This is a genomic window from Acidiluteibacter ferrifornacis (assembly GCF_009909615.1).
GTDB classification, from domain to species: domain Bacteria; phylum Bacteroidota; class Bacteroidia; order Flavobacteriales_E; family Vicingaceae; genus Acidiluteibacter; species Acidiluteibacter ferrifornacis.
Map to the genome: position 1 here is coordinate 180,862 of NZ_WWNE01000008.1, position 21,480 is coordinate 202,341.

16 protein-coding genes and 1 tRNA gene are annotated in these 21,480 nt (G+C 36.7%); 9 read left to right on the plus strand and 8 right to left on the minus strand.

The genetic code is table 11. The features are described from left to right. Positions 1-100: 100 nt before the first annotated feature. Both GQN54_RS11180 and pheT read left to right on the plus strand, forming a co-directional pair. Positions 101-1,006, plus strand: a complete 906-nt coding sequence (locus tag GQN54_RS11180; RefSeq protein ID WP_160633630.1) for a WD40 repeat domain-containing protein — start codon at positions 101-103, stop codon at positions 1,004-1,006. Between the two features lie 71 nt (positions 1,007-1,077). Next, the gene (pheT, locus tag GQN54_RS11185) at positions 1,078-3,507 is read left to right on the plus strand and encodes a phenylalanine--tRNA ligase subunit beta (protein ID WP_160633631.1); all 2,430 of its coding nucleotides are present in this window, start codon (positions 1,078-1,080) and stop codon (positions 3,505-3,507) included. Between the two features lie 390 nt (positions 3,508-3,897). Here pheT and GQN54_RS11190 read toward each other — a convergent pair whose 3' ends face one another. Continuing rightward, positions 3,898-5,907, minus strand: a complete 2,010-nt coding sequence (locus GQN54_RS11190) for a urocanate hydratase (RefSeq protein ID WP_160633659.1) — start codon at positions 5,905-5,907, stop codon at positions 3,898-3,900. Positions 5,908-5,912: 5 nt separating this feature from the next. After that, positions 5,913-6,089, minus strand: coding sequence for a DUF5522 domain-containing protein (locus GQN54_RS11195; RefSeq protein ID WP_160633660.1), 177 nt, complete (start codon positions 6,087-6,089; stop codon positions 5,913-5,915). A 229-nt stretch (positions 6,090-6,318) separates the two neighbouring features. On the opposite strand from GQN54_RS11195, the gene GQN54_RS11200 reads away from it, so the two are divergent. Both GQN54_RS11200 and GQN54_RS11205 read left to right on the plus strand, forming a co-directional pair. Continuing rightward, a complete protein-coding gene (locus GQN54_RS11200; protein ID WP_160633632.1) occupies positions 6,319-7,233 on the plus strand; it encodes a 1-aminocyclopropane-1-carboxylate deaminase/D-cysteine desulfhydrase in 915 nt (304 codons plus the stop codon). Between the two features lie 100 nt (positions 7,234-7,333). Next, positions 7,334-8,296, plus strand: coding sequence for a glucosaminidase domain-containing protein (locus GQN54_RS11205; protein WP_160633633.1), 963 nt, complete (start codon positions 7,334-7,336; stop codon positions 8,294-8,296). Between the two features lie 71 nt (positions 8,297-8,367). Here the strand turns inward: GQN54_RS11205 and GQN54_RS11210 are convergent, their stop codons facing one another. Further along, positions 8,368-9,873, minus strand: coding sequence for an OmpP1/FadL family transporter (locus tag GQN54_RS11210; RefSeq protein WP_160633634.1), 1,506 nt, complete (start codon positions 9,871-9,873; stop codon positions 8,368-8,370). 11 nt (positions 9,874-9,884) lie between these two features. Next, positions 9,885-11,048, minus strand: coding sequence for a hypothetical protein (locus GQN54_RS11215; protein WP_160633635.1), 1,164 nt, complete (start codon positions 11,046-11,048; stop codon positions 9,885-9,887). A 113-nt stretch (positions 11,049-11,161) separates the two neighbouring features. Between GQN54_RS11215 and proS the strand changes: the two genes are divergently transcribed. The 4 genes from proS to rpsT all read left to right on the plus strand — a co-directional run bounded on the left by proS (position 11,162) and on the right by rpsT (position 13,766). After that, the gene (gene proS / locus GQN54_RS11220; RefSeq protein ID WP_160633636.1) at positions 11,162-12,640 is read left to right on the plus strand and encodes a proline--tRNA ligase; all 1,479 of its coding nucleotides are present in this window, start codon (positions 11,162-11,164) and stop codon (positions 12,638-12,640) included. Between the two features lies 1 nt (position 12,641). Then, on the plus strand, positions 12,642-13,334 hold the full coding sequence (locus tag GQN54_RS11225) for a hypothetical protein (RefSeq protein WP_160633637.1): 693 nt from the start codon (positions 12,642-12,644) through the stop codon (positions 13,332-13,334). A gap of 84 nt (positions 13,335-13,418) precedes the next feature. After that, positions 13,419-13,490: transfer RNA gene (locus GQN54_RS11230), tRNA-Glu, on the plus strand. Positions 13,491-13,514: 24 nt separating this feature from the next. Beyond that, positions 13,515-13,766 (plus strand): 30S ribosomal protein S20, encoded by a 252-nt coding sequence (gene rpsT / locus GQN54_RS11235; protein WP_160633638.1) that lies wholly within the window; start codon positions 13,515-13,517, stop codon positions 13,764-13,766. 69 nt (positions 13,767-13,835) lie between these two features. Here the strand turns inward: rpsT and GQN54_RS11240 are convergent, their stop codons facing one another. The 4 genes from GQN54_RS11240 to GQN54_RS11255 are packed head-to-tail and all read right to left on the minus strand — an operon-like array spanning position 13,836 to position 20,408. Beyond that, positions 13,836-14,552 (minus strand): metallophosphoesterase family protein, encoded by a 717-nt coding sequence (locus GQN54_RS11240; RefSeq protein ID WP_160633639.1) that lies wholly within the window; start codon positions 14,550-14,552, stop codon positions 13,836-13,838. A gap of 12 nt (positions 14,553-14,564) precedes the next feature. Continuing rightward, positions 14,565-17,324, minus strand: coding sequence for a S8 family serine peptidase (locus tag GQN54_RS11245; protein WP_160633640.1), 2,760 nt, complete (start codon positions 17,322-17,324; stop codon positions 14,565-14,567). Next, positions 17,325-19,922: a S8 family peptidase gene (locus GQN54_RS11250; RefSeq protein WP_160633641.1), complete on the minus strand. Its 2,598-nt coding sequence runs from the start codon at positions 19,920-19,922 to the stop codon at positions 17,325-17,327. A 21-nt stretch (positions 19,923-19,943) separates the two neighbouring features. Beyond that, positions 19,944-20,408 carry a type I restriction enzyme HsdR N-terminal domain-containing protein gene (locus tag GQN54_RS11255; RefSeq protein WP_207554888.1) on the minus strand — a complete coding sequence of 155 codons (465 nt, stop codon included), beginning with the start codon at positions 20,406-20,408 and terminating at the stop codon, positions 19,944-19,946. A 29-nt stretch (positions 20,409-20,437) separates the two neighbouring features. Between GQN54_RS11255 and holA the strand changes: the two genes are divergently transcribed. Next, the gene (holA, locus tag GQN54_RS11260; protein ID WP_160633642.1) at positions 20,438-21,436 is read left to right on the plus strand and encodes a DNA polymerase III subunit delta; all 999 of its coding nucleotides are present in this window, start codon (positions 20,438-20,440) and stop codon (positions 21,434-21,436) included. The last annotated feature ends 44 nt before the right edge of the window (positions 21,437-21,480 follow it).

Below are 21,480 nucleotides of genomic sequence, written 5' to 3' on the forward strand. Positions count from 1 at the left end.
ATTTCACTCAAACATCTATATTCTAGCAGCAAAGTGGTCTAACCTCTCTTTTCTTTAGTATCATTTTTTAAACCCTTAATTTTACCCCAAAAACTCAGTTTTGACAGAAATCCTCACCTTCGTAAAAGAATACCACGAACACCAAGCAGCAGTTTATGCCCTAGAGCAAGGCCCAACGCCTGAAACCTTTTTTTCAGCGGGATCTGACCGAAAAGTCATCTTATGGAATGTAACAACCGATGAGCACAAAGTAATCGCTCAAATTCCTGCCATGATTGTTTCTTTGTGTTATTTATCGGAGCAAAACATTTTGTTAGTCGGGCAAACTGGTGGAGGAATTCACGTGCTGGATTTAGCTCAAAAGAAAGAAATTAAATTGCTCGCAGCGCATAAAGCCTATGTGTTCGACATGAAATATAACGCTGATAAAAAGCAGTTTTATGTGGCGTCAGGTGATGGAAGTATTTCCATTTGGAATGCAGAAAACTTTGAATTGATTTGTCAAATAAAGTTCACAAAAGAAAAAATTAGGCAACTAGCCTATTCCAACAATAGAAGTGAATTAGCGGTAGGTTGCGGAGATGGATTAATACACTTAATGAATATTGATACCTTTCAAAAAAAACAAACGTTGACGCATGATTCAGGTGTTAATTCATTGGTGTATATCAACAACGATCATCATTTATTAGTTGGATTAAAAGAAGCTTATTTAGTAGAGTGGGACTTGATGATGTATCAAAAAGTCAATGAATTTCCTGCGCACAATTGGGCTATTTATAATTTGCAACAGTTTCCCAACACGCCATATGTTATTTCAGCAAGTCGTGATAAAACAATAAAGGTGTGGGATGTAGATACTTTAAAGCCTTTGCAACGCATTCAATTTCCAAAATCAAAAGGACATACCCATTCTGTAAATGCATTGCTACCGCTATCTATCAATAAATACCTAATTAGCACAGGTGATGATCGACGTGTGAAAGTCTGGAAGGTGAATAATTAATCACGAACCTTTCCTATTCTATCTATGCGTTTTTTTATCTTTGTTTTTTTAATTTTTGATTTCATTTATCCATGAAGATAGCATACAGTTGGTTACGCAATTACATTAAAGCTGATATTACCCCTCAAGAAGTGTCTACTTATCTAACTGATTGTGGATTAGAAGTAGAAGGGATGGAAGAGGTAGAAACCATCAAAGGGGGGTTGAAAGGCATAGTAATTGGTGAGGTTTTAACCAAAGTGAAGCATCCTGATGCGGATAAATTAAATTGTACCACCGTAAATGTGGGTGGCGATGAGCCGTTGAGTATTGTTTGTGGTGCACCCAATGTGGAAGTTGGGCAAAAGGTAGTGGTGTCCACTGTCGGAGCAGAACTATTTCCAATTGACGGGGAGTCGTTTAAAATCAAAAAATCAAAAATTAGAGGCCAAGTGTCTGAAGGGATGATTTGTGCAGAAGATGAAATCGGACTGGGGGAAGGACATGATGGAATCATGGTCTTAGATCCCAATGCTGTTGTAGGTACTCCAGCTGCAGAATATTTTAATGTAGAAAGCGATTGGATGATCGAGATTGGTTTAACACCAAATAGAGCTGATGCCGCTTCACATTTTGGAGTCGCAAGAGATTTAGTAGCGGTATTGAAGCGATACGATAAAACAGCAGAATTAATAAAGCCATCAGTAGCTAATTTTAAAGTAGCCAATACTTCAAGAACTGTATCGGTAACTGTAGAAGATCAGGAAGCGTGTCCTCGATATTCTTCCTTGACTATTTCAGGTGTTGCCGTAAAGGATAGTCCGAATTGGTTGAAGAATCACCTATTGACTATTGGCGCTAAGCCGATTAATAATGTGGTGGATGTGACCAATTATGTATTGCACGAAATGGGACAGCCGCTTCATGCGTTTGATGCCGATAAAATTATTGGCGATAAGGTAATCGTGAAGCAATTGTTTGAAGGGACTGAATTTGTAACTTTAGATGGAGCAGAAAGAAAGTTGTCTGACAAAGACCTGATGATTTGCAATGCAGAAGAAGGCATGTGTATTGCAGGTGTTTTTGGTGGCGAAAAATGTGGCGTAAAGACTTCTACCACTAATGTATTTTTAGAAAGTGCATACTTTAATCCGGTATCAGTTCGTAAAACGGCGAAACGTCATGGATTAAACACAGATGCATCTTTCCGATACGAAAGAGGGACTGACCCTAACATAACAATTTATGCTTTGAAAAGAGCTGCATTGCTGATTCAAGAATTAGCAGGTGGCGAGATTTCAAGTGAGATCGACGATATCTATCCAAATCCAATTTCTAATTTTGAGTTTGATTTTTCCATTGCCAACTGCAATAGAATTATTGGTCAGGAAATAGAAGAGGAGCGAATCAAACAAATTTTAACTGATTTAGAAATAGAAATAAAAGCAGAAAAGGATGGCGTTTTGAGTTTGTCTGTTCCTCCTTATCGAGTAGACGTACAGCGAGAAATTGATGTGATTGAAGATGTGTTAAGAATCTTTGGTTACAACCACATTGAGATGCCAGATTTTTTGAAGTCTTCTTTGTCGTATGCGCCAAAACCTGATGCTGAAGAAATTCAGAACGGTGTTTCTAACTTAATGACCGATAACGGATTTTTCGAGATTTGGAACAATTCATTAACGGCTGCTAACTTGTATAAAACTGATGATAAATTAGGTGATGATGTAGTAGAAATGCTAAATCCATTGAGCTCTGACTTAAGTGTAATGCGTCAAAATTTATTGTTTGGCGGATTAGATACGTTGAGGTATAACATCAACCGAAAGTCTGATCGTTTAAAATTGTATGAATTCGGAAAGACCTATTTCAGAACAGAAGAAGGAAAATACAAAGAGATTAAGAGATTAAGTCTATTTATGACTGGAACGAAACAGTCAGAAAATTGGCAATCCAAGACAAGTAATGTTGATTTTTTTGACCTAAAAAATCAAGTAGAATTGATTATTCAAAAGTTGCGATTGAAAGGCCGATTAGAAACGGAAGAAGTTAAGAATGATCATTTCGCTTACGGTATTTCGTATACTTTAAATAAGCGATCGTTGGTTGATTTCGGAGCTGTTAGCAACGAATTACTTAATAGGTTTGACGTTTCTCAAGAGGTGTTATACGCGGACTTTAACTGGGATAATATTTTGAAATTGGTTTCAACTAAAGCCGTTCAATATAGCCCGATTTCTAAATTCCCAACCGTAAGAAGAGACTTGGCACTATTAATTAATGACTCCATTACGTTTGAGCAAATCGAACAATTAGCACAAAAGCAAGAGCGAAAGCTATTGAAAGAAGTGAACCTGTTTGATGTATACCAAGGAAAGAACTTAGCTGAAGGAAAGAAATCATACGGCGTTAGTTTTACTTTCGGAGACGACGATAAAACATTAACTGATGTTCAAATCGAAAAGGTAATGGACAAGTTAATTAAGACGTATCAGAAGGAGTTAGGAGCGGAGTTGCGTTAATTAAGGAAGCTAGAAGTTAGAGCTAAGAAGTTAGACTTTTTTGGTTTAATATCACTTATTTTTGTTTTTAGGGATAATATTTTTCTTTTGTCAGTTTGAGCCTATTAGGTTTATATTGAGCACAGCTGAAATGAAAATTTAAAGGTAAGTATTGGAATTGATTAATCTAAGTGAAATTCATTCTTAGCGCTCTTTGTGAAACCTCTGCGAACTTTGCGGTAAAGAACTAAAAAAAGGCTTCAGTTTCCCAAAGCCTTTCGATTTATCTTTTCCTTTGTCATCCAGAGCGGAGTCGATTTGTCATCCTGATTGGAGTTGATTTGTCATCTTGAGCGGAGTTGATTTGTCATCTTGAGCGGAGTCGAAAGATAAGACAAAGAATCATATCTACTAAAACAATCCCTCTAAATCAGCATCATCTGCAATATTAGGAAGAGTAACTTTCAATAAAGGTTCAGCAGCCATGGCACGTTTAATAGCGAAAATAGCTTCGTCATTTCTAGCCCAGTTTCTACGTGCAATACCATTGTTTACATCCCAATGCAGCATCGATTTCAATCTTCTGTCGCTATCAGCCGATCCGTCCAACATCATTCCAAAACCTCCGTTGATCACTTCTCCCCAGCCTACGCCACCACCATTGTGGATAGAAACCCAAGTGGCACCTCTAAACGAATCACCGATTACATTTTGAATAGCCATATCTGCCGTAAATTGTGATCCATCATAAATGTTTGATGTTTCTCTATACGGAGAATCAGTACCGGAAACATCGTGGTGATCTCTTCCCAAAATAATGGGGGCAGACAATTCACCAGAAGCAACCGCATTATTAAACGCTTCAGCAATCTTCATTCTTCCTTCCGCATCGGCGTAAAGAATTCGGGCCTGAGAACCAACAACTAGTTTGTTTTCACTTGCGGCCTTTATCCACTTGATGTTGTCCTGCATCTGCTGTGTAATCTCAGTAGGTGCAGTTTTAGCCATTTCTTCCAGTACTTCTGTCGCGAGATGATCGGTTATTTCTAAATCTTTTGGATCGTTTGAAGCACAAACCCATCTAAAAGGACCGAATCCATAATCAAAACACATTGGTCCAAGAATGTCTTGAACGTAAGAAGGGTATTTAAATTCGACTTCATTTTTCATGACATCAGCTCCTGCTCTGGAAGCTTCCAATAAAAATGCATTTCCGTAATCGAAGAAATACATACCTTTTGCTGATAATTTATTAATCGCAGAAGCGTGTCTTTTTAATGTGTTTTGAATTGCTGTTTTGAATGCCTCTGGCTCTTCCGCCATCATTCGGTTGGCTTCTTCAAAACTCATCCCTACCGGATAATATCCACCTGCCCAAGGATTGTGTAAAGATGTTTGGTCTGAACCTAAGTCTACATGAAAATCTTCTTTAACTAATTTCTCCCATAGATCAACAATGTTCCCTTGATAAACCAATGATACAGCCTCTTTGTTGTTTTGAGCTTGTTTTGTACGAGCTAACAGTTCGTCTAAATTAGAGAATACCTCATCTACCCAACCTTGAGAATGTCTAGTATGCGTCGCTTTTGGATTTATCTCTGCAGTAATACTTACTGCACCTGCAATTTTAGCGGCTTTTGGTTGAGCGCCAGACATGCCTCCCAAACCTGCAGTAACGAATAATTTTCCACCCAAGCCCTCACCAGGAATTTTAGCAATCTTCCGACCTGCATTTAATACAGTAATCGTAGTTCCATGCACAATTCCTTGTGGACCAATGTACATGAATGAACCTGCAGTCATTTGGCCATATTGACTTACCCCCAATGCATTGAATTTTTCCCAATCGTCAGGCTTGCTGTAATTAGGAATCACCATTCCATTGGTCACTACTACTCTTGGTGCATCTTTATGTGATGGAAATAAACCCATCGGATGACCTGAATATAATGCTAAGGTTTGCTCGTCCGTCATTTCAGCCAAATACTTCATTGTTAAGCGATATTGCGCCCAGTTTTGAAATACGGCCCCATTTCCACCATAAGTAATTAACTCGTGTGGGTGTTGTGCTACTGCATAATCTAGGTTGTTGCTTAGCATTAGCATGATACCTGCAGCTTGCTTGGATTGATGAGGGAAGTCGGTATAATTTCTTGCTTTGATTTCATAGTCAGGTCGATACCTGTACATATAGATTCTACCGTATGTTTTGAGTTCGTCAGCGAATTCCGCCGCTAATTCTTTATGTTGCTCCTTTGGAAAATAGCGCAATGCATTTTTTAGAGCTAATTTTTTCTCTTCCTGATTTAAAATTTCCTTTCGCTTAGGAGCGTGATTGATATTGGGATCATACTCTTTTTTTGCAGGAATTGATTGTGGAATTCCTTCTAAAACGGACTTTTTGAAATCTTCTAGTTGCATTGTATTCATTTCTGAAATCTTTTTTTGTTGGTTTTATTAAATCCATATGGGCAATGCCTACAACCATTCTTGCAGCAATACCCTCTTTTTAAATGATATTTTTCTGTAAAGACTAAATACCCTTCTTTTGAAGTGTAGTAGTCTTCGGGGTCTAGTTTGTTAAAAGGTGAAAATCCGTCCATACCATTTTTGAAAGGTACAAAGTTAATCATCAACACTGCAATTAGGAAATGAATTCGATTAATACCGATTTGACTCTTAAATGTCGCAAACTACTGCCTCTACACCAAATTGCATAATTTTTTGTTTTCTTGTTTATGAGTAGCTCGGCATTTATCTCATATACCCTTAAAGTATAAAGCATCTTATTTTGTTCGGTAAATTAAAGGTTATTTGATATAACTTTGAAGAATGGTAAACGCACAACAAACCGCGATTGTTCAAGAATTATTTTCTCCGCTTTATGAGGCGAAAAAGGTGCGTTTGTTTTTACAACGAGATGATTTGTTGCATCCTGAAGTAAGTGGGAATAAATTCAGAAAGCTGAAATACAATATTCGCTATGCGATAGAGCAAGGGAATAAGACCATTCTAACATTTGGAGGAGCTTATTCCAACCACATTGCTGCAACTGCAGCCGCGGCTAAACTTTCTAATCTAAATTCAATAGGTATCATAAGAGGGGAGGAGCATTTGCCACTCAACGCTACATTAAAAACTGCTGTAGATAATGGCATGGAATTGCATTACATCAGTAGAAGCGACTATAAATTAAAGAAGGATGTTTCATTTTTAGAAGGCTTGAAGCAGCGATTCGGTGAAGTATGCATTATTCCTGAAGGAGGAACCAATCAGTTGGCGATAAATGGGGTGGCCGAAATGAAAGCAGATTGGGGTCAAGAATATGATTGTATTGCTACTCCTTTTGGAAGTGGAGGAACTGCAGCCGGAATTTATTCGGTGTTGGATGAAGAGCAGCAATTACTCATTTTTTCTGCGTTGAAAGGAGAGAAGGTAGGCGAAGAGTTTACTTCTATTTTGGCTGATAATAATATCGTTGATAACAACAACTGGACGATGTTCAACCAATATCATTTTGGTGGTTATGCTAAAGTAAAACCAGAATTAGTTGATTTTGTGAATTTATTCAAAAAAGATTATCACATTCAATTGGACTTAATCTACAATGGTAAAATGCTCTTCGGATTAACTGATTTGATTCGAAAGGACTATTTCTCTCCTGGCACTGAGATTTTAGCCATACATACAGGTGGTGTGCAAGGTAATAAAGGAATGGAAGAGCGGCTAGGGTTAGGGTTGTATTAATTTAATAATTCACTGTTAATATCTTGTTCATTTTACTCAATTTTTTTTCTACAACTACGTTTAAATTTGCAGTTTAAACTTATTAACACCAGTTGATAACATGCGTAGTTTACTATTCACACTTATATTTTTATCATGTTCCATATTGTTTGCACAGGCAGGCTCTAAACGAATGACTCGTGCAGAGTATATCGCGACCTATAAAGACGATGCCATCGAAGAAATGCAGCGCACAGGAATTCCTGCGAGCATTACCTTGGCTCAAGGAATCTTAGAGTCGGGAGATGGGAATAGTGCATTAGCGCGTTACGCTAAAAATCACTTCGGAATTAAATGCCATTCAGATTGGAAAGGGCCAACCTTTACAATGGATGACGATGCTAAAGATGAGTGTTTTAGAAAATACCGAAAAGTAATTGAAAGTTATAAAGATCACTCTGCATTTTTAACAGGGAGAAATAGGTATGCATTTCTTTTCGAATTAAAAATTACAGATTATAAAGGTTGGGCAAAAGGCTTAAAGAAGGCAGGGTATGCTACCAATCCAAAGTATCCAGATTTGTTGATAGGGATTATTGAAAAAAATGAACTTTATAAGTTCGATGATCCAAAAGCGCACAAAAAGGATCAAAAGCAATTGGCGGAAAAGAAAGATAAAAAGGAGGATCGCTCAAAATCGAATAAAGGATCGACTGCTTACACCAGTAAAAATGGAAATCATAAGGTAGCTACACACGATAACAATATTAAATATGTGATTGCCAAATCAAACGATAATTTGGAGGATATAGCAGATGAATTCAATATGGGATTATGGCAAATAACTAAATACAATGATTTGGAAGAAACGGACTCGCCTGAATTGGGAGATATTATCTATCTTCAACCCAAACGTGGAAAGGCAAAAAAAGATATCCATATCGTAAATTCTGGAGAAACCTTATTGGATATTTCTCAAATGCATGGTGTAAAGCTGAAGAAGTTGTGGAAACGAAATAGAGTAGAAGAAGGTTATCAACCCAAGGTGGGCGAGAAAATATACCTAAACAAGAAACGACCTTAATGTCAAAATGAAAAAGAGGGGAGGAATCATCTACTTGATGTTTCTCCCCTCTTTTGATATAAAATCAAATATTAATATCTCAATCCAACTGTGAATTGAATTAGATGACTGTTCTGATCTAAATTCGCAGTATTCATTATTCCTTGTAAAATTTGAGTCTCTGAGTATTGTCTTAAAGAGTAAGCTAAGTCTATGAAGTAACCTTTTTCGTCTTTATAACCGATTCCTGCAGAGAAGGTTTTTGCCGAAAGATTTTCAGATAAATTCGTATTTAAAGGATTGTCGTTGTATTTAAACCCTGCTCTTACGCTATATGGTTGATTGATTCTATATTCTAACCCCAATCTAATATTATGGGCTTTAGAAAAATCGTCATTTATTTGAATGTTTTCTTCTTCAAAACCATAGCTAGAAGTCGCATCAATTGCATCTTTAAGTTTGGCTTTGGGGTAATTGACATATTCATAATCAGCAGAAATAATTGCTTTTTTAGCAAGGATAAATCCCACACCAGCATTCGTTCTCCATGGTGTATTTATTCGGTAACCAAATTCTGAAAGGTACTCGTCTGAAAAACTACTTCCATCACTTAAGCTGGAGCTGTAACTTGTGGAGTAGTTGTCGTCCAAAGAAAGATATGTTGGCGATTGAATAGACGCTCCAACTCTAACTGCATCGATTGGTTTGTAGATTAAACCAAACTTTAGATTAACTCCGCTACCAGTAACATCCAAGCTAGTTCTTCTAGTGAATTCATTTACTCTATAAAATTCATTTGCTTGATTAGTAGAGTCAATTGGTGTACTGTAATTCATCCGCTCTTTGTAAGTCGTTTGTTGATTAAAGTTAACGATAGAGAATGCTACCGCAGCACCAATGTATAGCTTGTCTTCATAGTTTGCTCCTACAGTAATTCCTAGGTCACCCATTCCACCTTTCTCAATTACATTGAATGATTTTGAAATTCCATCTGCATCATAGAATCTTACATCATAGCCACCACCATTGATAGAGTCTATTAAGTAGGTTTGGTAAGCCATAGAAATATCAGCAGGATAATAAGAGCCGATTTGATTGGCTGCTAAACCAAACCCTGAATTGTACGAGTTTAATTCATTTACATAAGTATTAATTAAAGAAGAGTTGTCTTCGTAACCACTTCTAAAATTATACTCTCTATTGAAGCTGTTAGTTCTGCTGTAGCCTACAGCAAAGTTTAGAGCTTTCCATCCGTTTTTATCTTGTTTGGAATGTCCTACGTATCCAATGTTACCTATATTAAAGTTCAGTCTTCCATTGTCTGTGGTTTTGCCATAGAAGTCCGCAGAATTGCTGGTGAATAGAAAACTTGGGGTAAAGGTTAGCTCTGAACTTCTATAGATACCGGCACTTGCAGGATTGATTGAGATAGAAGAAAAGTCACCTCCAAGAGCTGTGAATGCTCCACCCATAGCATTAAATCTAGCTGTACCGCTATAATTTAAGTTAGAGTATCGCAATGCATCTAATTCATTTTGAGCAAATACGCTTGTGTAAGATGTGAATCCTAAAAGGATGATTGAAAGAATCTGTTTCATGTGTTTTTTTATTATCGTCTTGGAGAACTGCTTCGTGAACCACTTGTAGAGCCGCCAGAGCTTCTGTTGTAGCTCGGGGTACTATTGTAAGATGGAGTAGAACGTGTTGGTCTTGTCTGTGTTGGTCTTGTTTGTGTTGGTCGAGTTTGAGTCGGTGTGGATTGGTTATAACTTCCACCTCTGCTTGGTCTGCTGTATGTGTTTGTTGGTCTGTTATTTCTAACAGGTTGGGTGTTGGTGTTAGGTACCTCAGTAGCATTGTTAGGTACTGAGGTTGCAGGGTTTCTATTAATTATAACTGGAGTTTCGTTCTGATTTTGTTCCAGTTGATTAGACGCTGGTTGATTTGTTGATGTTCTTGGAGTCGTGCTTGTAGGACGAGCGACTGCTGGTTGAGAAGTCGTATTGGAATTAGACCTAGTAACATTGTTTGGGACTACAGTATTGGTTGGGTTGGCAGTCCTTCCGCTAGGTCTTGGAGTGTTTCCAGTAGTGCTTCTGCCTCCTACTGTTTGGTATGGGGAGTTGATATTGGCACCTCTAGGTCCATAATAAACATTACTTGATCTTCCTCCCTCATATATTCCTCCAGTATAAAAACCGTTATAATACCCATTGTAAAAACCGTGATTATAACCCAGCCAGTAGTTGTTATACCCCCATGGATTGTAGCCCCAAGGGTGATATCCCCAGTGATTGAATCCGCCGTACCCCCAAGAATTATAGCCCATTCCAAACCCAATTGAGATACTAGAGTATGGTCTTAAAAATGGATCATAATAGATACTTGTTCCAGCATAGTAGGGGTTGTAATTATAAAAATAAGCGTCAGTAAAATATGGGTCATAATAACTCATACCCATTGAAGGTCCATGAAAACGTCTCAGCCTAGATGCATATTCATAATCATAATAGTCGTCATAATCAAAATTGGACGAGTTATTGTAGTTTGGAGCACTTAATTCAGTTCCTGGTTTACTATTTTCAGGAACATACTCTGATGGTTGCTCTGTTGATGATGCCGTTTCCTTAATGGGTTGAGAAGTGGGTTTGTCTTTAGAAGAGTAGTAGATATCATCGAATCGACTCATAGTGCTGCTATTTTGAAAACTCGAAGAGCAAGCCGTTAAGGTAATCGATAAACCTAAGATGAAGAAGTGTTTATATCTTAACATGGTATTATAGTTTACTATTTTTATTGTGTAGTATTTACGATTGAAGACCCTATAAAAATCATTATTTTTGCCTCCAATTCATTTCATTTTTATCAAATACTATACCAACAATTATGGCCAAAGACTTTACATCAAGAAAAGAAAATTATTCTCAATGGTATAACGAAATTGTCGCAAAGGCAGACCTTGCAGAGCATTCAGCCGTAAGGGGTTGCATGGTTATAAAGCCTTATGGTTATGCTATATGGGAAAAGATGCAGGCGCAGTTAGACAAGATGTTTAAAGAGACTGGTCATGTTAATGCTTATTTCCCTCTATTTGTTCCCAAGAGTTTGTTTGAAGCTGAAGAGAAGAACGCAGAAGGGTTTGCGAAGGAATGTGCTGTAGTGACGCATTACCGTTTGAAAACTGATCCAAATGATAAGACTAAACTGATAGTCGATCCAGAAGCAAAATTGGAGGAAGAACTAATAGTTCGTCCGACCAGTGAGGCCGTAATATGGAATACTTATAAAGGTTGGATTCAATCCTACCGAGATTTACCTATTTTGGTAAATCAATGGGCAAATGTGGTAAGGTGGGAGATGAGAACTCGCTTGTTTTTAAGAACAGCTGAGTTTTTATGGCAAGAAGGGCATACAGCCCACGCCACAAAGGAGGAAGCTATTGAGGAATCAAAAACGATGTTGGATGTTTATGCAGAATTTGCTGAGCAATATATGGCTATGCCTGTAATGAAGGGCGTCAAAACTGAGAGCGAACGATTTGCAGGAGCAGAGGAAACTTACTGTATTGAAGCATTAATGCAAGATGGGAAGGCATTGCAAGCAGGTACCTCACACTTTTTGGGGCAAAATTTTGCGAAAGCCTTTGAGGTTAAGTTTGCCAACAAAGAAGGTAAGTTAGATTACGTTTGGGCAACTTCTTGGGGAGTGTCTACTCGATTGATTGGAGGATTGATCATGACGCATTCGGATGATAACGGATTGGTATTGCCTCCTAATTTGGCTCCAATTCAGGTTGCTATAGTGCCGATTTACAAAGGAGAAGAGCAATTAGCTATTATATCAGAAACCGCACTGAAGATTAAGAAAAATTTAGAGTCCAAAGGGATATCTGTGAAATTTGACGATAGAGATACCCACAAACCAGGATGGAAGTTTGCCGAGTATGAGTTTAAAGGTGTGCCTGTTAGAGTAGCAATTGGTCCTAGAGATTTAGAAAACGGTACTGTTGAGGTTGCTCGCAGAGATACTTTAGAGAAGGAAGTCCTACAAATTCAAGATATTGAAGTGAAGATAGAAAATCTTTTGACAAATATTCAAAATAATCTACTTCAAAAATCAATTGATTTTAGGGAAGAGAATTCACATCATGTCGATACCTATGAGGAATTTAAAAAAGTGCTTGAAGAAAAGTCTGGTTTTATCTATGCCCATTGGGATGGTACAGCAGAAACTGAAGAGAAAATTAAACAAGAAACAAAAGCTACCATTCGATGCATTCCTTTGAATCAGAAGCAATCGGAAGGGTATTGTGTTTACTCAGGAAAACCTTCAAAAGGAAGGGTAATATTTGCAAAAGCATATTAGTATGGAAGCATTAGATTCGAAGGTGGGTTTGATTGCCAAAGAGCTTGAAAATAAGGGCAATTTGAAGCAGGCTGTTTATCGTAATACGAAAGAGCAATTTAAACAACTTAAAAAGGTCGCAAAAAAAATTGTTGAGGAATTAAATGACCTGACTGAGGATAGGTTAGATAGTAATATTGAAATTTTATTTATCGACAAAGGGGATTACGAAGCTCGTATAAAGTTTGCCGGAGATGTGTTAGTTATTTATATGCACACTAACGTTTTTGAATTCGAGCGATCACATTCGATGTATAGCACAAGTTATATCAAGGAAGATGAACAACGTTCTTTTTGCGGCATGATTAACTTTTATAATTTCTTAGCAGACTCATTCAAGTACGATCGATTTAACGATAGTGGATATTTAATTGCCCGAATTTTTGTAAATAAAGACAATCACTTTTTTGTTGAAGGAAAACGACAGCTAGGGTTCTTATTTAATGACTTTAGCAATAGTAAAATTTCTGCCACATCATTAAGGTCAATCATTGAAACTGCAATATTGTATGCGATGGAGTTTGATTTATACACTCCCCCATACAACGAAGTCAAAGAAATTTCTATTGGATCGATGATTCATGAATCAAGTATTTTGAAAGTAAAAACCTCAAAAAGAATGGGGTATAAATTTTCTCAAGAAGAAGATGAATAATTTTTAATTTTTTTTTTCAAAAATGCTTGCTGAAAATAAAAAAGGTATTACTTTTGTCAACCCAAATCAAAGGGAACACAATACGGTCCGTTCGTCTAGGGGTTAGGACGCCAGGTTTTCATCCTGGTAACAGGGGTTCGATTCCCCTACGGACTGCAAATTTTTAAAGAAATAAAAACTATGGCTAATCACAAGTCGGCATTAAAAAGAATCAGACAAGCTAAAGTTCGTAACGAAAGAAATCGTTACCAAGGTAAGACAACTAGAAACGCTATTAGCAAGTTGAGATCTACTACTGAGAAGAAGGAAGCACAAGATTTATTGCCTAAGGTTGTTACTATGATTGATAAGTTAGCTAAGAATAACATTATTCATAAGAATAAAGCTGCTAACTTAAAGTCGAAGTTAACTAAGCACGTTTCTGCTTTGTAAGACTTTTCTTTAAAAGAAATTTGAAAGCCTCGATTTTGTCGAGGCTTTTTTTTGCTGGAGAAGTTTTGGTTATTTAAACAATGCCTTTGTTGAGGATTCAATATTTCTTTGAGTAGTTATCTCAAGTGTATCTAAGTTCAAACAGATTAAATTCCCTTGATCCTTTATCTTTTTTGAGCTGCAACCATTGTCTATTGGTAAGACCATTTTATTTTCTAAAACTTGACGTTCGATATATGATAGAGAATGTCTGTAATGGCCATGTACAATTTTTTTGAAATTGATTTTTTCATAGTCCGGAGTATACTTCCGAATCGATAACATTTTTGAAAAGGACTTTAGTGGCTTTTCAGCTTTAAAGTCGAAACCTGCGTGCACGAGATAATAGTCGTCCAATTCAATGTAATATAAACACTCTTGCAAAAAGTCAAAAACCTTTGACCTAAGTCTTCCTTCTTTGTTAAGTAAATCAGCCGACCCATATTTTTTTAAGAAAGCTTTTAGCTGTAGCGGCCACCTTCTTAACACATCAAGTATCATTTGTTCATGATTGCCTCTCAAACAATATACTTGATAGCCTGCTTCTTGAAGATTTAGAATGGTTTTAATGACACCAATACTATCATTTCCACGATTAACAAAATCCCCTAATAGAAAAAGTTGATCTTTTGGTTGTAAATCGATTTTGGTTAATAATGCTTCAAAAGTTTTATTGCAGCCATGAATGTCGCTTATAGCAAAACGGCGGCCGTCTTTTTGAGCAGAAATGTAGAGATGTTTTGGCATTAATACGTATAATTATCGGAGCACAATTTTATGAAGTTTCTCTTTACCATCAGCCTTTATGGTTAAAAAATAAACTCCTTGTCCGAAATTGTTTGAATCAAAGGTTATTGCATTGTAATCGTAGTATCCACTTTGTTGTATGGTTAAAACTTCTTGCCCCAAGCTGTTGTGCATTATAACTTCGATTTCTCCATCATTCTCCAATGTGATTTCTATAGTTACTAAGCCTTTGCTAGGATTAGGAAAAACTTTGGATTGAAATGAATAGGTCTTAGGCGGAGTTCTGTTTACAGTAAACTGATCTAGTCGATCCCTTATATAGATGGTTTTTATTTCTTCACTAAGCGATCGTAACTCTGTTAAGCTATCGGCAGCTGAAATGGCAAATGCCACGACTAAACTGCTATCTTTCGTTAGTGAAAAAGGGCCATAACTCAAAGAGGAAAGGATGTCATTTCCCTCAATCCCGACATTGCCCGCGATAGGATTATAGTTAGAAAGGACAGTATATTTTTCAGACTTGCTAAAGCCTGAGCTGACATCAACTCCACCGGAACCTCCTCCAGCTACATTATCTATAGCGAAAGGTGTAGCTTGGTTTTGAGAAAGTAGTTGTATTCCCAAATAAGGGGAGTTGTTTTCTGTAGAGTAGCTGTAGGCAAGATTATTAGTAGCATCATATTCGCATTTATTTTTGCTGTAATCCATAATATCCCAGTCAATTAGAACACCTGCATAGTAATTGTTGAGCTCAGCTAATGCGACAATTTTGTAGGCATGAATAACAAAATTTTGATTGCTGATATTAGTATAGAAATAACTCTTATGTTGGATTTCAAAATCTGGATTATTTTCAGCACTAAAAATTCCTTGAAATTCATGATTAGCCTTTTGAGGAATGATTTTTTTTACTGTCTCCTCATTCGTAAAGTCTTCAGAAGTTTGATTGTTCTCCCCTCGGAAACCATCAGATATACTATTGAAATTTCCAACCATTAAACTGCCTTCATACAAAGCAGGTGAATTTTTATAAACGAAGCCTTTTCCTTCCCCACGACTCAAATTACTATAACCAATTCGACCATTGCTAGTTAGTGTAGTTGTAATGTCATTATGATTAAAGTTGATGTAGTCGACATTAATGGTGGTTTCGAACCAGCTGTTTCTTACGTAGTTGTTTGCTTTAACTGAGATTTTAAACTCAATTAATTCTTTACTCTTTCCTCGGTTGTTGATCACCACTAGAAAAGGGTCATTTAGATTATTTTTCTCTTCCAGTGTATTAAGAGCGCCAATAGAATAGGACTTTTTTAAAATTCGAATGGAATTACTAGGTGAAGATAGTTCAGCAGTAAAATTTGAACCTGGAGCTAAATAATTAATGAATTTAAAAGTTAATCTTAAGGTATCGCCTGCAACAAATGCGCTATCGTTTCCATCTAAAATTGATATTATAGATGTTCTTACTCCTGGTTGAAGTGGGTTTTTAACCGCGGCAAACATATTTAATCGACCTCCGCCAATCTTCTCTATATATTCGCTAGTTTGTCGAACTGAAATGTCATCGGCTGTATTTCTTAAGTGTTCTGCAATTTGAAGGGGAGTAAATTGAGGATAATGCGATTTAACTAGAGCAGCTGCTCCTGAAACTAGTGGACTAGCCATACTGGTACCACCGTTGTAACTATAATTGGCATTCATAGCTGTAGTAATCATACCTTGCCCTACGGCTAATAAATCAATATGGTATCCATAATTGGAATTGCTCCTGATAACATCGAAACTATCTGTCATTCCTATTGCCATTGCATTTTCATAGGCTGCAGGATAAAATTTAGCATTTCGACCGTCATTTCCGGCACCACAAATTACTAGGCTTCCTTTGTTGGTCGCGTAATTAATGATATCGTTTCCAAAATTACTTGCTGAATAGCTTCCCCAAGAACAATTAATTATGTCTACGCCTTGATCTGCGGCATAGACTATAGCCTGATAGGCACCAGTTAATTGGCCAGTATTATTTTCGATTTTTATTGGAAGGAATTTGCAATTGAAGCCTGTACCTGCGATACCTATACCGTTGTTGGTTTCGGCCGCAGCAAGTCCGGCAACATTATCACCATGGCTAGTAAATCCTGATGACGGATCATTGTCATTGTCACCTGTGTCCCAGCCGAAATAATTATCGATATAACCATCTGCGTCATCATCAATCCCATTTATAGGGTCATCATAATTGTAAGCGATCTTATTAACCAAGTCTGGATGGTCTAAATCAGCTCCGGTATCAGTGATACCGATAACAATGTTGCTGTCTCCCTTTTCTATGTCCCATGCTTGAAATGCTTTAATTATCTCAAGTTGATATTGTCTACTTATTAAACTATCTGAAGGTGTAAAACAAAGTCGAGGCAAAATCATTGGTTCTGCATATATAACATTAGGCATATTACTGATTTGCTTACTAAGTGTAATTGCGTCAGTTGGATAGGGGTAGGTGATTTGGTAGATGTTCGACAAGTCAAATGCACCTTTTGCAGACTTTTCTACTCTGTGTTGTGGAAAAACAGCCTTCAACTCTCCATTAGTTTCTCTCAGAAATGCATTTAATTGGGTGTTACTCGTAGAGCCATTTTTGTCAGTTGTCAAGTTGGCCTTGATAATTATTGTAGTATTAGAAATCTCTTCTGGATAAAAATTGGATTTAAAATTTTGTCCATATATTTCTAAGTGAATTCGTAAAATGACGAAAAGAAGTAGAGAAAACCGCATTTATTGAAGTATGATTTTAAAGTTTTGCGAGAGTTGATTGGACTCTATTTTGAGAATATAAACACCTCTCTTTAGATGAGACGTAATCAATTCAATTTTGTTGTCTGATTTGATGGATTCTATTGGCAGAAATTGTCCTTGAAGGTTATATAATTGAATTGAAAATTGGCTAGTTGTTAGATTTTTGATTGAAATATAATGAGTTGCAGGGTTAGGATAAATGACAGCATTGTTAATTGTCGGGACATTAACACTAGCTAAGGAAGTAATTGAATAATAAACGGAGTCAGAAAAGCTTCCACAAGAGGTTTGTAAATCAATTAATTTATTCCAATAATTTCCATTTTGGTAAACAACTAAAAAAGAATCTATTGCTCCATTAATTTTAAATCCATCTTTGTACCAATTGTAGTGACCTGAAGTTGTGGAATACAAGGTGTCTTTATTTTGAAGTAACTGTGGTTTGGGTGGAGTAGGATTAAATATCAATTGAATGCTGTCAGAGTGGGAGTTGCAACCTTGAATGTTGGTTACTTGTACCGCGTATTTTCCAGATTGAAAAATAGTTGTAAAACTGGTGGTGTCGGCGTTGCTCCATCTAAATTTGCTATAATTTGACGAGTTTAGAAATAGGAGAGTAGTATCTCCAATACATAAATTTTGTGTCGTTATTGGCGAAATTTGAGGCTTTTGGATGGAGTTAATCAAAATATTGAAACCATCAACTTTTCCGAAGCCATAACTGTAATTTGGCACTACTCCGGTGAAAACATCACTTTTAGCGTGATTAATTATTGCTTGATTGATTTCAGCATAAGACGCCGTGGGGCACTTTTGTAAGTATAATGCAGCAATACCAGCTACAACAGGACTAGCCATTGATGTGCCGCCATTACGCATGTGCATAGAATCGGCTGATATTTTTGAAGGATCAGATGAAATGGTTGTTTGCATCGTCGCGATTCTTCCTGAGGCAAGTGTGTAGTCTCCTGAGGCTGAAATGTCTGGTTTGGTTACCCCTAGACGATTTGGTCCTAAGCTTGATTTTACAGAAATCCGACCTGGAGTACCTTGCATGGTTTGGATTGTATTATTGACCGCTCTATATTTTTTTCGGTTTTGATAATTGCCAACACTAATCACACTAGGTAAGCATGTGAAACTACTCACCATTGTTTGTAAAGTGTCTGGTCGCTTGTAGTTAACTATTGAAGGGAACGAGGTGGATGAAGGTAGGTTTGAGGATATCATATCCGAAGATGGCATTAATGAATTAGATGACCAGCAGTCGAACTTTCCTGAGCCAGTAGTTTCAAATCGATAGTTGTAATTCAATGAATCGGGACGATTCATAAACACTTCTAACATATACACACCATCTACTTTTTCTGCATAAGTTCTAATTTCTGTAATAACACTATTGTTAGAAGGGCTAAAAATGGTGTCATACAAATAGGTGTTTAAATTTCCATTTATGGATCGAAATGGAATCCTACCACGAAATTTGGTGGCAGGTACTGTTTGATCCGCTCCAATACTATATCTCACATTTACAAAATCTATGGAGTCAGCATAAATTCTAAAATGTACATACGGATTAAATGGGTTTGGTGCGGGTTTAAACCAGGTAAAGTTGGTGTCTGAAGTTACCTGATATCCAAGATGGAATTTTTGGTCACCAGCGTTTCCATTAGCAGCTACAAAGGCTTGGCCTCTTTTGGCTTTAATTAATCCATCAATAATTTGAGCTGCAACATCTTTGCCGTCATGAGAACCAACATAAGTACCTAGACTGGCGTTTATGACACAAGGCTGACCAAGACTGTCTGCAATTCTGTAGATGTAATCTGTAGCATCAGCTATTGATGCTAAAAAATTAGAAGAGCCGAAATTGCTTGCTACGACAACCAGATTGGCTTTTGGTGCTACGCCTTTGTAATTTCCTGTTGCTAACCCATTAGAAGCGGCTGCCCCGGCTACCATACTTCCGTGACCGAAATGGTTAGCAGGGTCATCATGAGGACAATTGTTGGAATTGATATTAGCACTGTCAAAGGCTTGCCCATATCCATATCGAACGGGGGTGTTTGAATTGGTGGCTAAATTCTGATCCCAAATGGCTAAAATTCTGGTATTGCCGAGACTATCTTTAAAGTCTGGATGGTTAAAGTCAATACCACTGTCAATAATGCCTAAAATAACACCCTCACCATCATATTTTTGACTCAATGGTGGTGATGCATTGTGGATGCCAACCAAGTTATTGTTAATTAACATGGTGTCACTCATTAAATGTCCAGTAGCTAATGAAAAGTCAATCTGTAATAAATTTTCTGAGCGTGCAAACGTTCTTATCTCATTGGCAGGAATTACTATTGAATAATTTAAGCCAGATTTGACTTTAACTCTACCTCCTAAACTCATTAAATCTTCCTCAATTTCTGGATGATTTGCTTTAATTAATAAGTGAACAAGTGAGTTTTCAGATTGAGTTTTTAAAAACTCATCTAATTGAATATTAATCAATGTTCTGCTCTCTTGAGCAGTTGTAATTGTAAGTGAGAAAAGAGCTAAAAAAAGAGTAATGACTACCTTCATAAGAAATGATTGAACGTAAAGTTAATCAATTTGTAAGAGTTGATGGTAATCGGGCACTTCACTTAAAAAAATAGAAGCTTGAGTTTTAAAATTGATTTGACAAACATAGTGTTGTAGACCATTGCTTACTAATAAAAATGGAACTTTATAATGGATGTTGTATCGGCTTATCTGATCAAATGTAGCTTGAGTAATAGGAATATCAGGTGCTTTGCATTCTACTAATAATTGCGCTTTTTGATTTCGATCAAAAAGGATGATATCGGACCTTCTTTTAAGACCATTTTGAACGAGACTTTTTTCAACACCAATTAGACCTGCGGGATAATTCTTTTCTTGAATCAAATATTGAATCAAGTTCTGACGTACCCATTCTTCAGGCGTTAATACAATATACTTTCTTCGAATGCTATCGAAAATTTTTGTTTTTTTGTCCTCTGTTTTTAGGCGAAAATTATATTCTGGAAGATTTAATTTTTTTATCATGCTAACAGCAAATGTAATCAGTTTCTTTTATGACATACAATCAGATTATCGCAGATATTAAACGAAAGGTTTACCATCCTATTTATGTATTGCATGGGGAGGAGGAATATTATATCGATCAAATTTCTGATTTGTTAGAAGCGAGTGTGCTGGATGATAATGAAAAAGAGTTTAACCTAACTATTCTTTATGGATTAGAGACAGATGATGCAACTATTGTAGCAGAATCAAAACGCTATCCAATGATGGCCAATCACAATTTGGTGATTGTGAAGGAGGCTCAAAATGTAAAATCCTTTGATCATTTAGAGAGCTATTTGGCTCAACCTTTAGACTCAACAATTTTGGTGTTGTGCTTCAAACACAAGAAGATTGATGGACGTAAAAAGGCGTTTAAAATAGCTTCGCAAATTGGAGTAGTTTTTGAATCTAAACCTATATATGATAATCAGGTAGGGGAATGGGTTCAGAATTATTTAAAGACTCATGGTTTTTTTATTTCAGAAAAGGCAAAATTTCTGGTGGCAGAGTCTATTGGTACAAATTTGTCGCGGTTAGTTAATGAATTGGACAAATTGACAATCTCTTTGCAAAAGGGTGCAACCATTAATGAAGATGATGTAGAAAAGTGTATCGGAATTAGCAAAGACTTTAACGTCTTCGAACTGAATAATGCCCTGGGGAAAAAGGATGTCGCAAAATGCAATTTAATTATCAATCATTTTGCAGCAAATGAAAAGGCTTATCCAGTTGTAATGGTTGTAAATGCGGTGTATTTGTATTTTTCAAGGTTAATAAAATACCTCTATTTGACAGATAAAACTTCGAAAAATGCAGCCGCAGAATTAAAAATCAATCCATATTTTATTAAGGATTATGCTGTCGCGGCAAAGAATTATGATATTAGAAAGGCTGTTGCTGCAGTTTACCATCTTCATGAAGCAGATTTAAGGTCAAAAGGAGTAGGGGCTGCCAATATGAAACAAGGAGAGATTTTAAAAGAAATGGTGTTTAAAATTCTTCATTAGGCAACATTTTTTGATTGTTTGTGTCTAGCTTCAAGATTAACCTC

What these genes read in the sequence shown, in the direction of transcription:
- pheT (WP_160633631.1), top strand. Translation starts at nt 1,078, where the DNA reads ATGAAGATAGCATACAGTTGGTTACGCAATTACATTAAAGCTGATATT.
- GQN54_RS11190 (WP_160633659.1), bottom strand. Translation starts at nt 5,907, where the DNA reads ATGCAACTAGAAGATTTCAAAAAGTCCGTTTTAGAAGGAATTCCACAA.
- GQN54_RS11195 (WP_160633660.1), bottom strand. Translation starts at nt 6,089, where the DNA reads ATGGACGGATTTTCACCTTTTAACAAACTAGACCCCGAAGACTACTAC.
- GQN54_RS11200 (WP_160633632.1), top strand. Translation starts at nt 6,319, where the DNA reads ATGGTAAACGCACAACAAACCGCGATTGTTCAAGAATTATTTTCTCCG.
- GQN54_RS11205 (WP_160633633.1), top strand. Translation starts at nt 7,334, where the DNA reads ATGCGTAGTTTACTATTCACACTTATATTTTTATCATGTTCCATATTG.
- GQN54_RS11210 (WP_160633634.1), bottom strand. Translation starts at nt 9,873, where the DNA reads ATGAAACAGATTCTTTCAATCATCCTTTTAGGATTCACATCTTACACA.
- GQN54_RS11215 (WP_160633635.1), bottom strand. Translation starts at nt 11,048, where the DNA reads ATGTTAAGATATAAACACTTCTTCATCTTAGGTTTATCGATTACCTTA.
- proS (WP_160633636.1), top strand. Translation starts at nt 11,162, where the DNA reads ATGGCCAAAGACTTTACATCAAGAAAAGAAAATTATTCTCAATGGTAT.
- GQN54_RS11225 (WP_160633637.1), top strand. Translation starts at nt 12,642, where the DNA reads ATGGAAGCATTAGATTCGAAGGTGGGTTTGATTGCCAAAGAGCTTGAA.
- rpsT (WP_160633638.1), top strand. Translation starts at nt 13,515, where the DNA reads ATGGCTAATCACAAGTCGGCATTAAAAAGAATCAGACAAGCTAAAGTT.
- GQN54_RS11240 (WP_160633639.1), bottom strand. Translation starts at nt 14,552, where the DNA reads ATGCCAAAACATCTCTACATTTCTGCTCAAAAAGACGGCCGCCGTTTT.
- GQN54_RS11245 (WP_160633640.1), bottom strand. Translation starts at nt 17,324, where the DNA reads ATGCGGTTTTCTCTACTTCTTTTCGTCATTTTACGAATTCACTTAGAA.
- GQN54_RS11250 (WP_160633641.1), bottom strand. Translation starts at nt 19,922, where the DNA reads ATGAAGGTAGTCATTACTCTTTTTTTAGCTCTTTTCTCACTTACAATT.
- GQN54_RS11255 (WP_207554888.1), bottom strand. Translation starts at nt 20,408, where the DNA reads ATGATAAAAAAATTAAATCTTCCAGAATATAATTTTCGCCTAAAAACA.
- holA (WP_160633642.1), top strand. Translation starts at nt 20,438, where the DNA reads ATGACATACAATCAGATTATCGCAGATATTAAACGAAAGGTTTACCAT.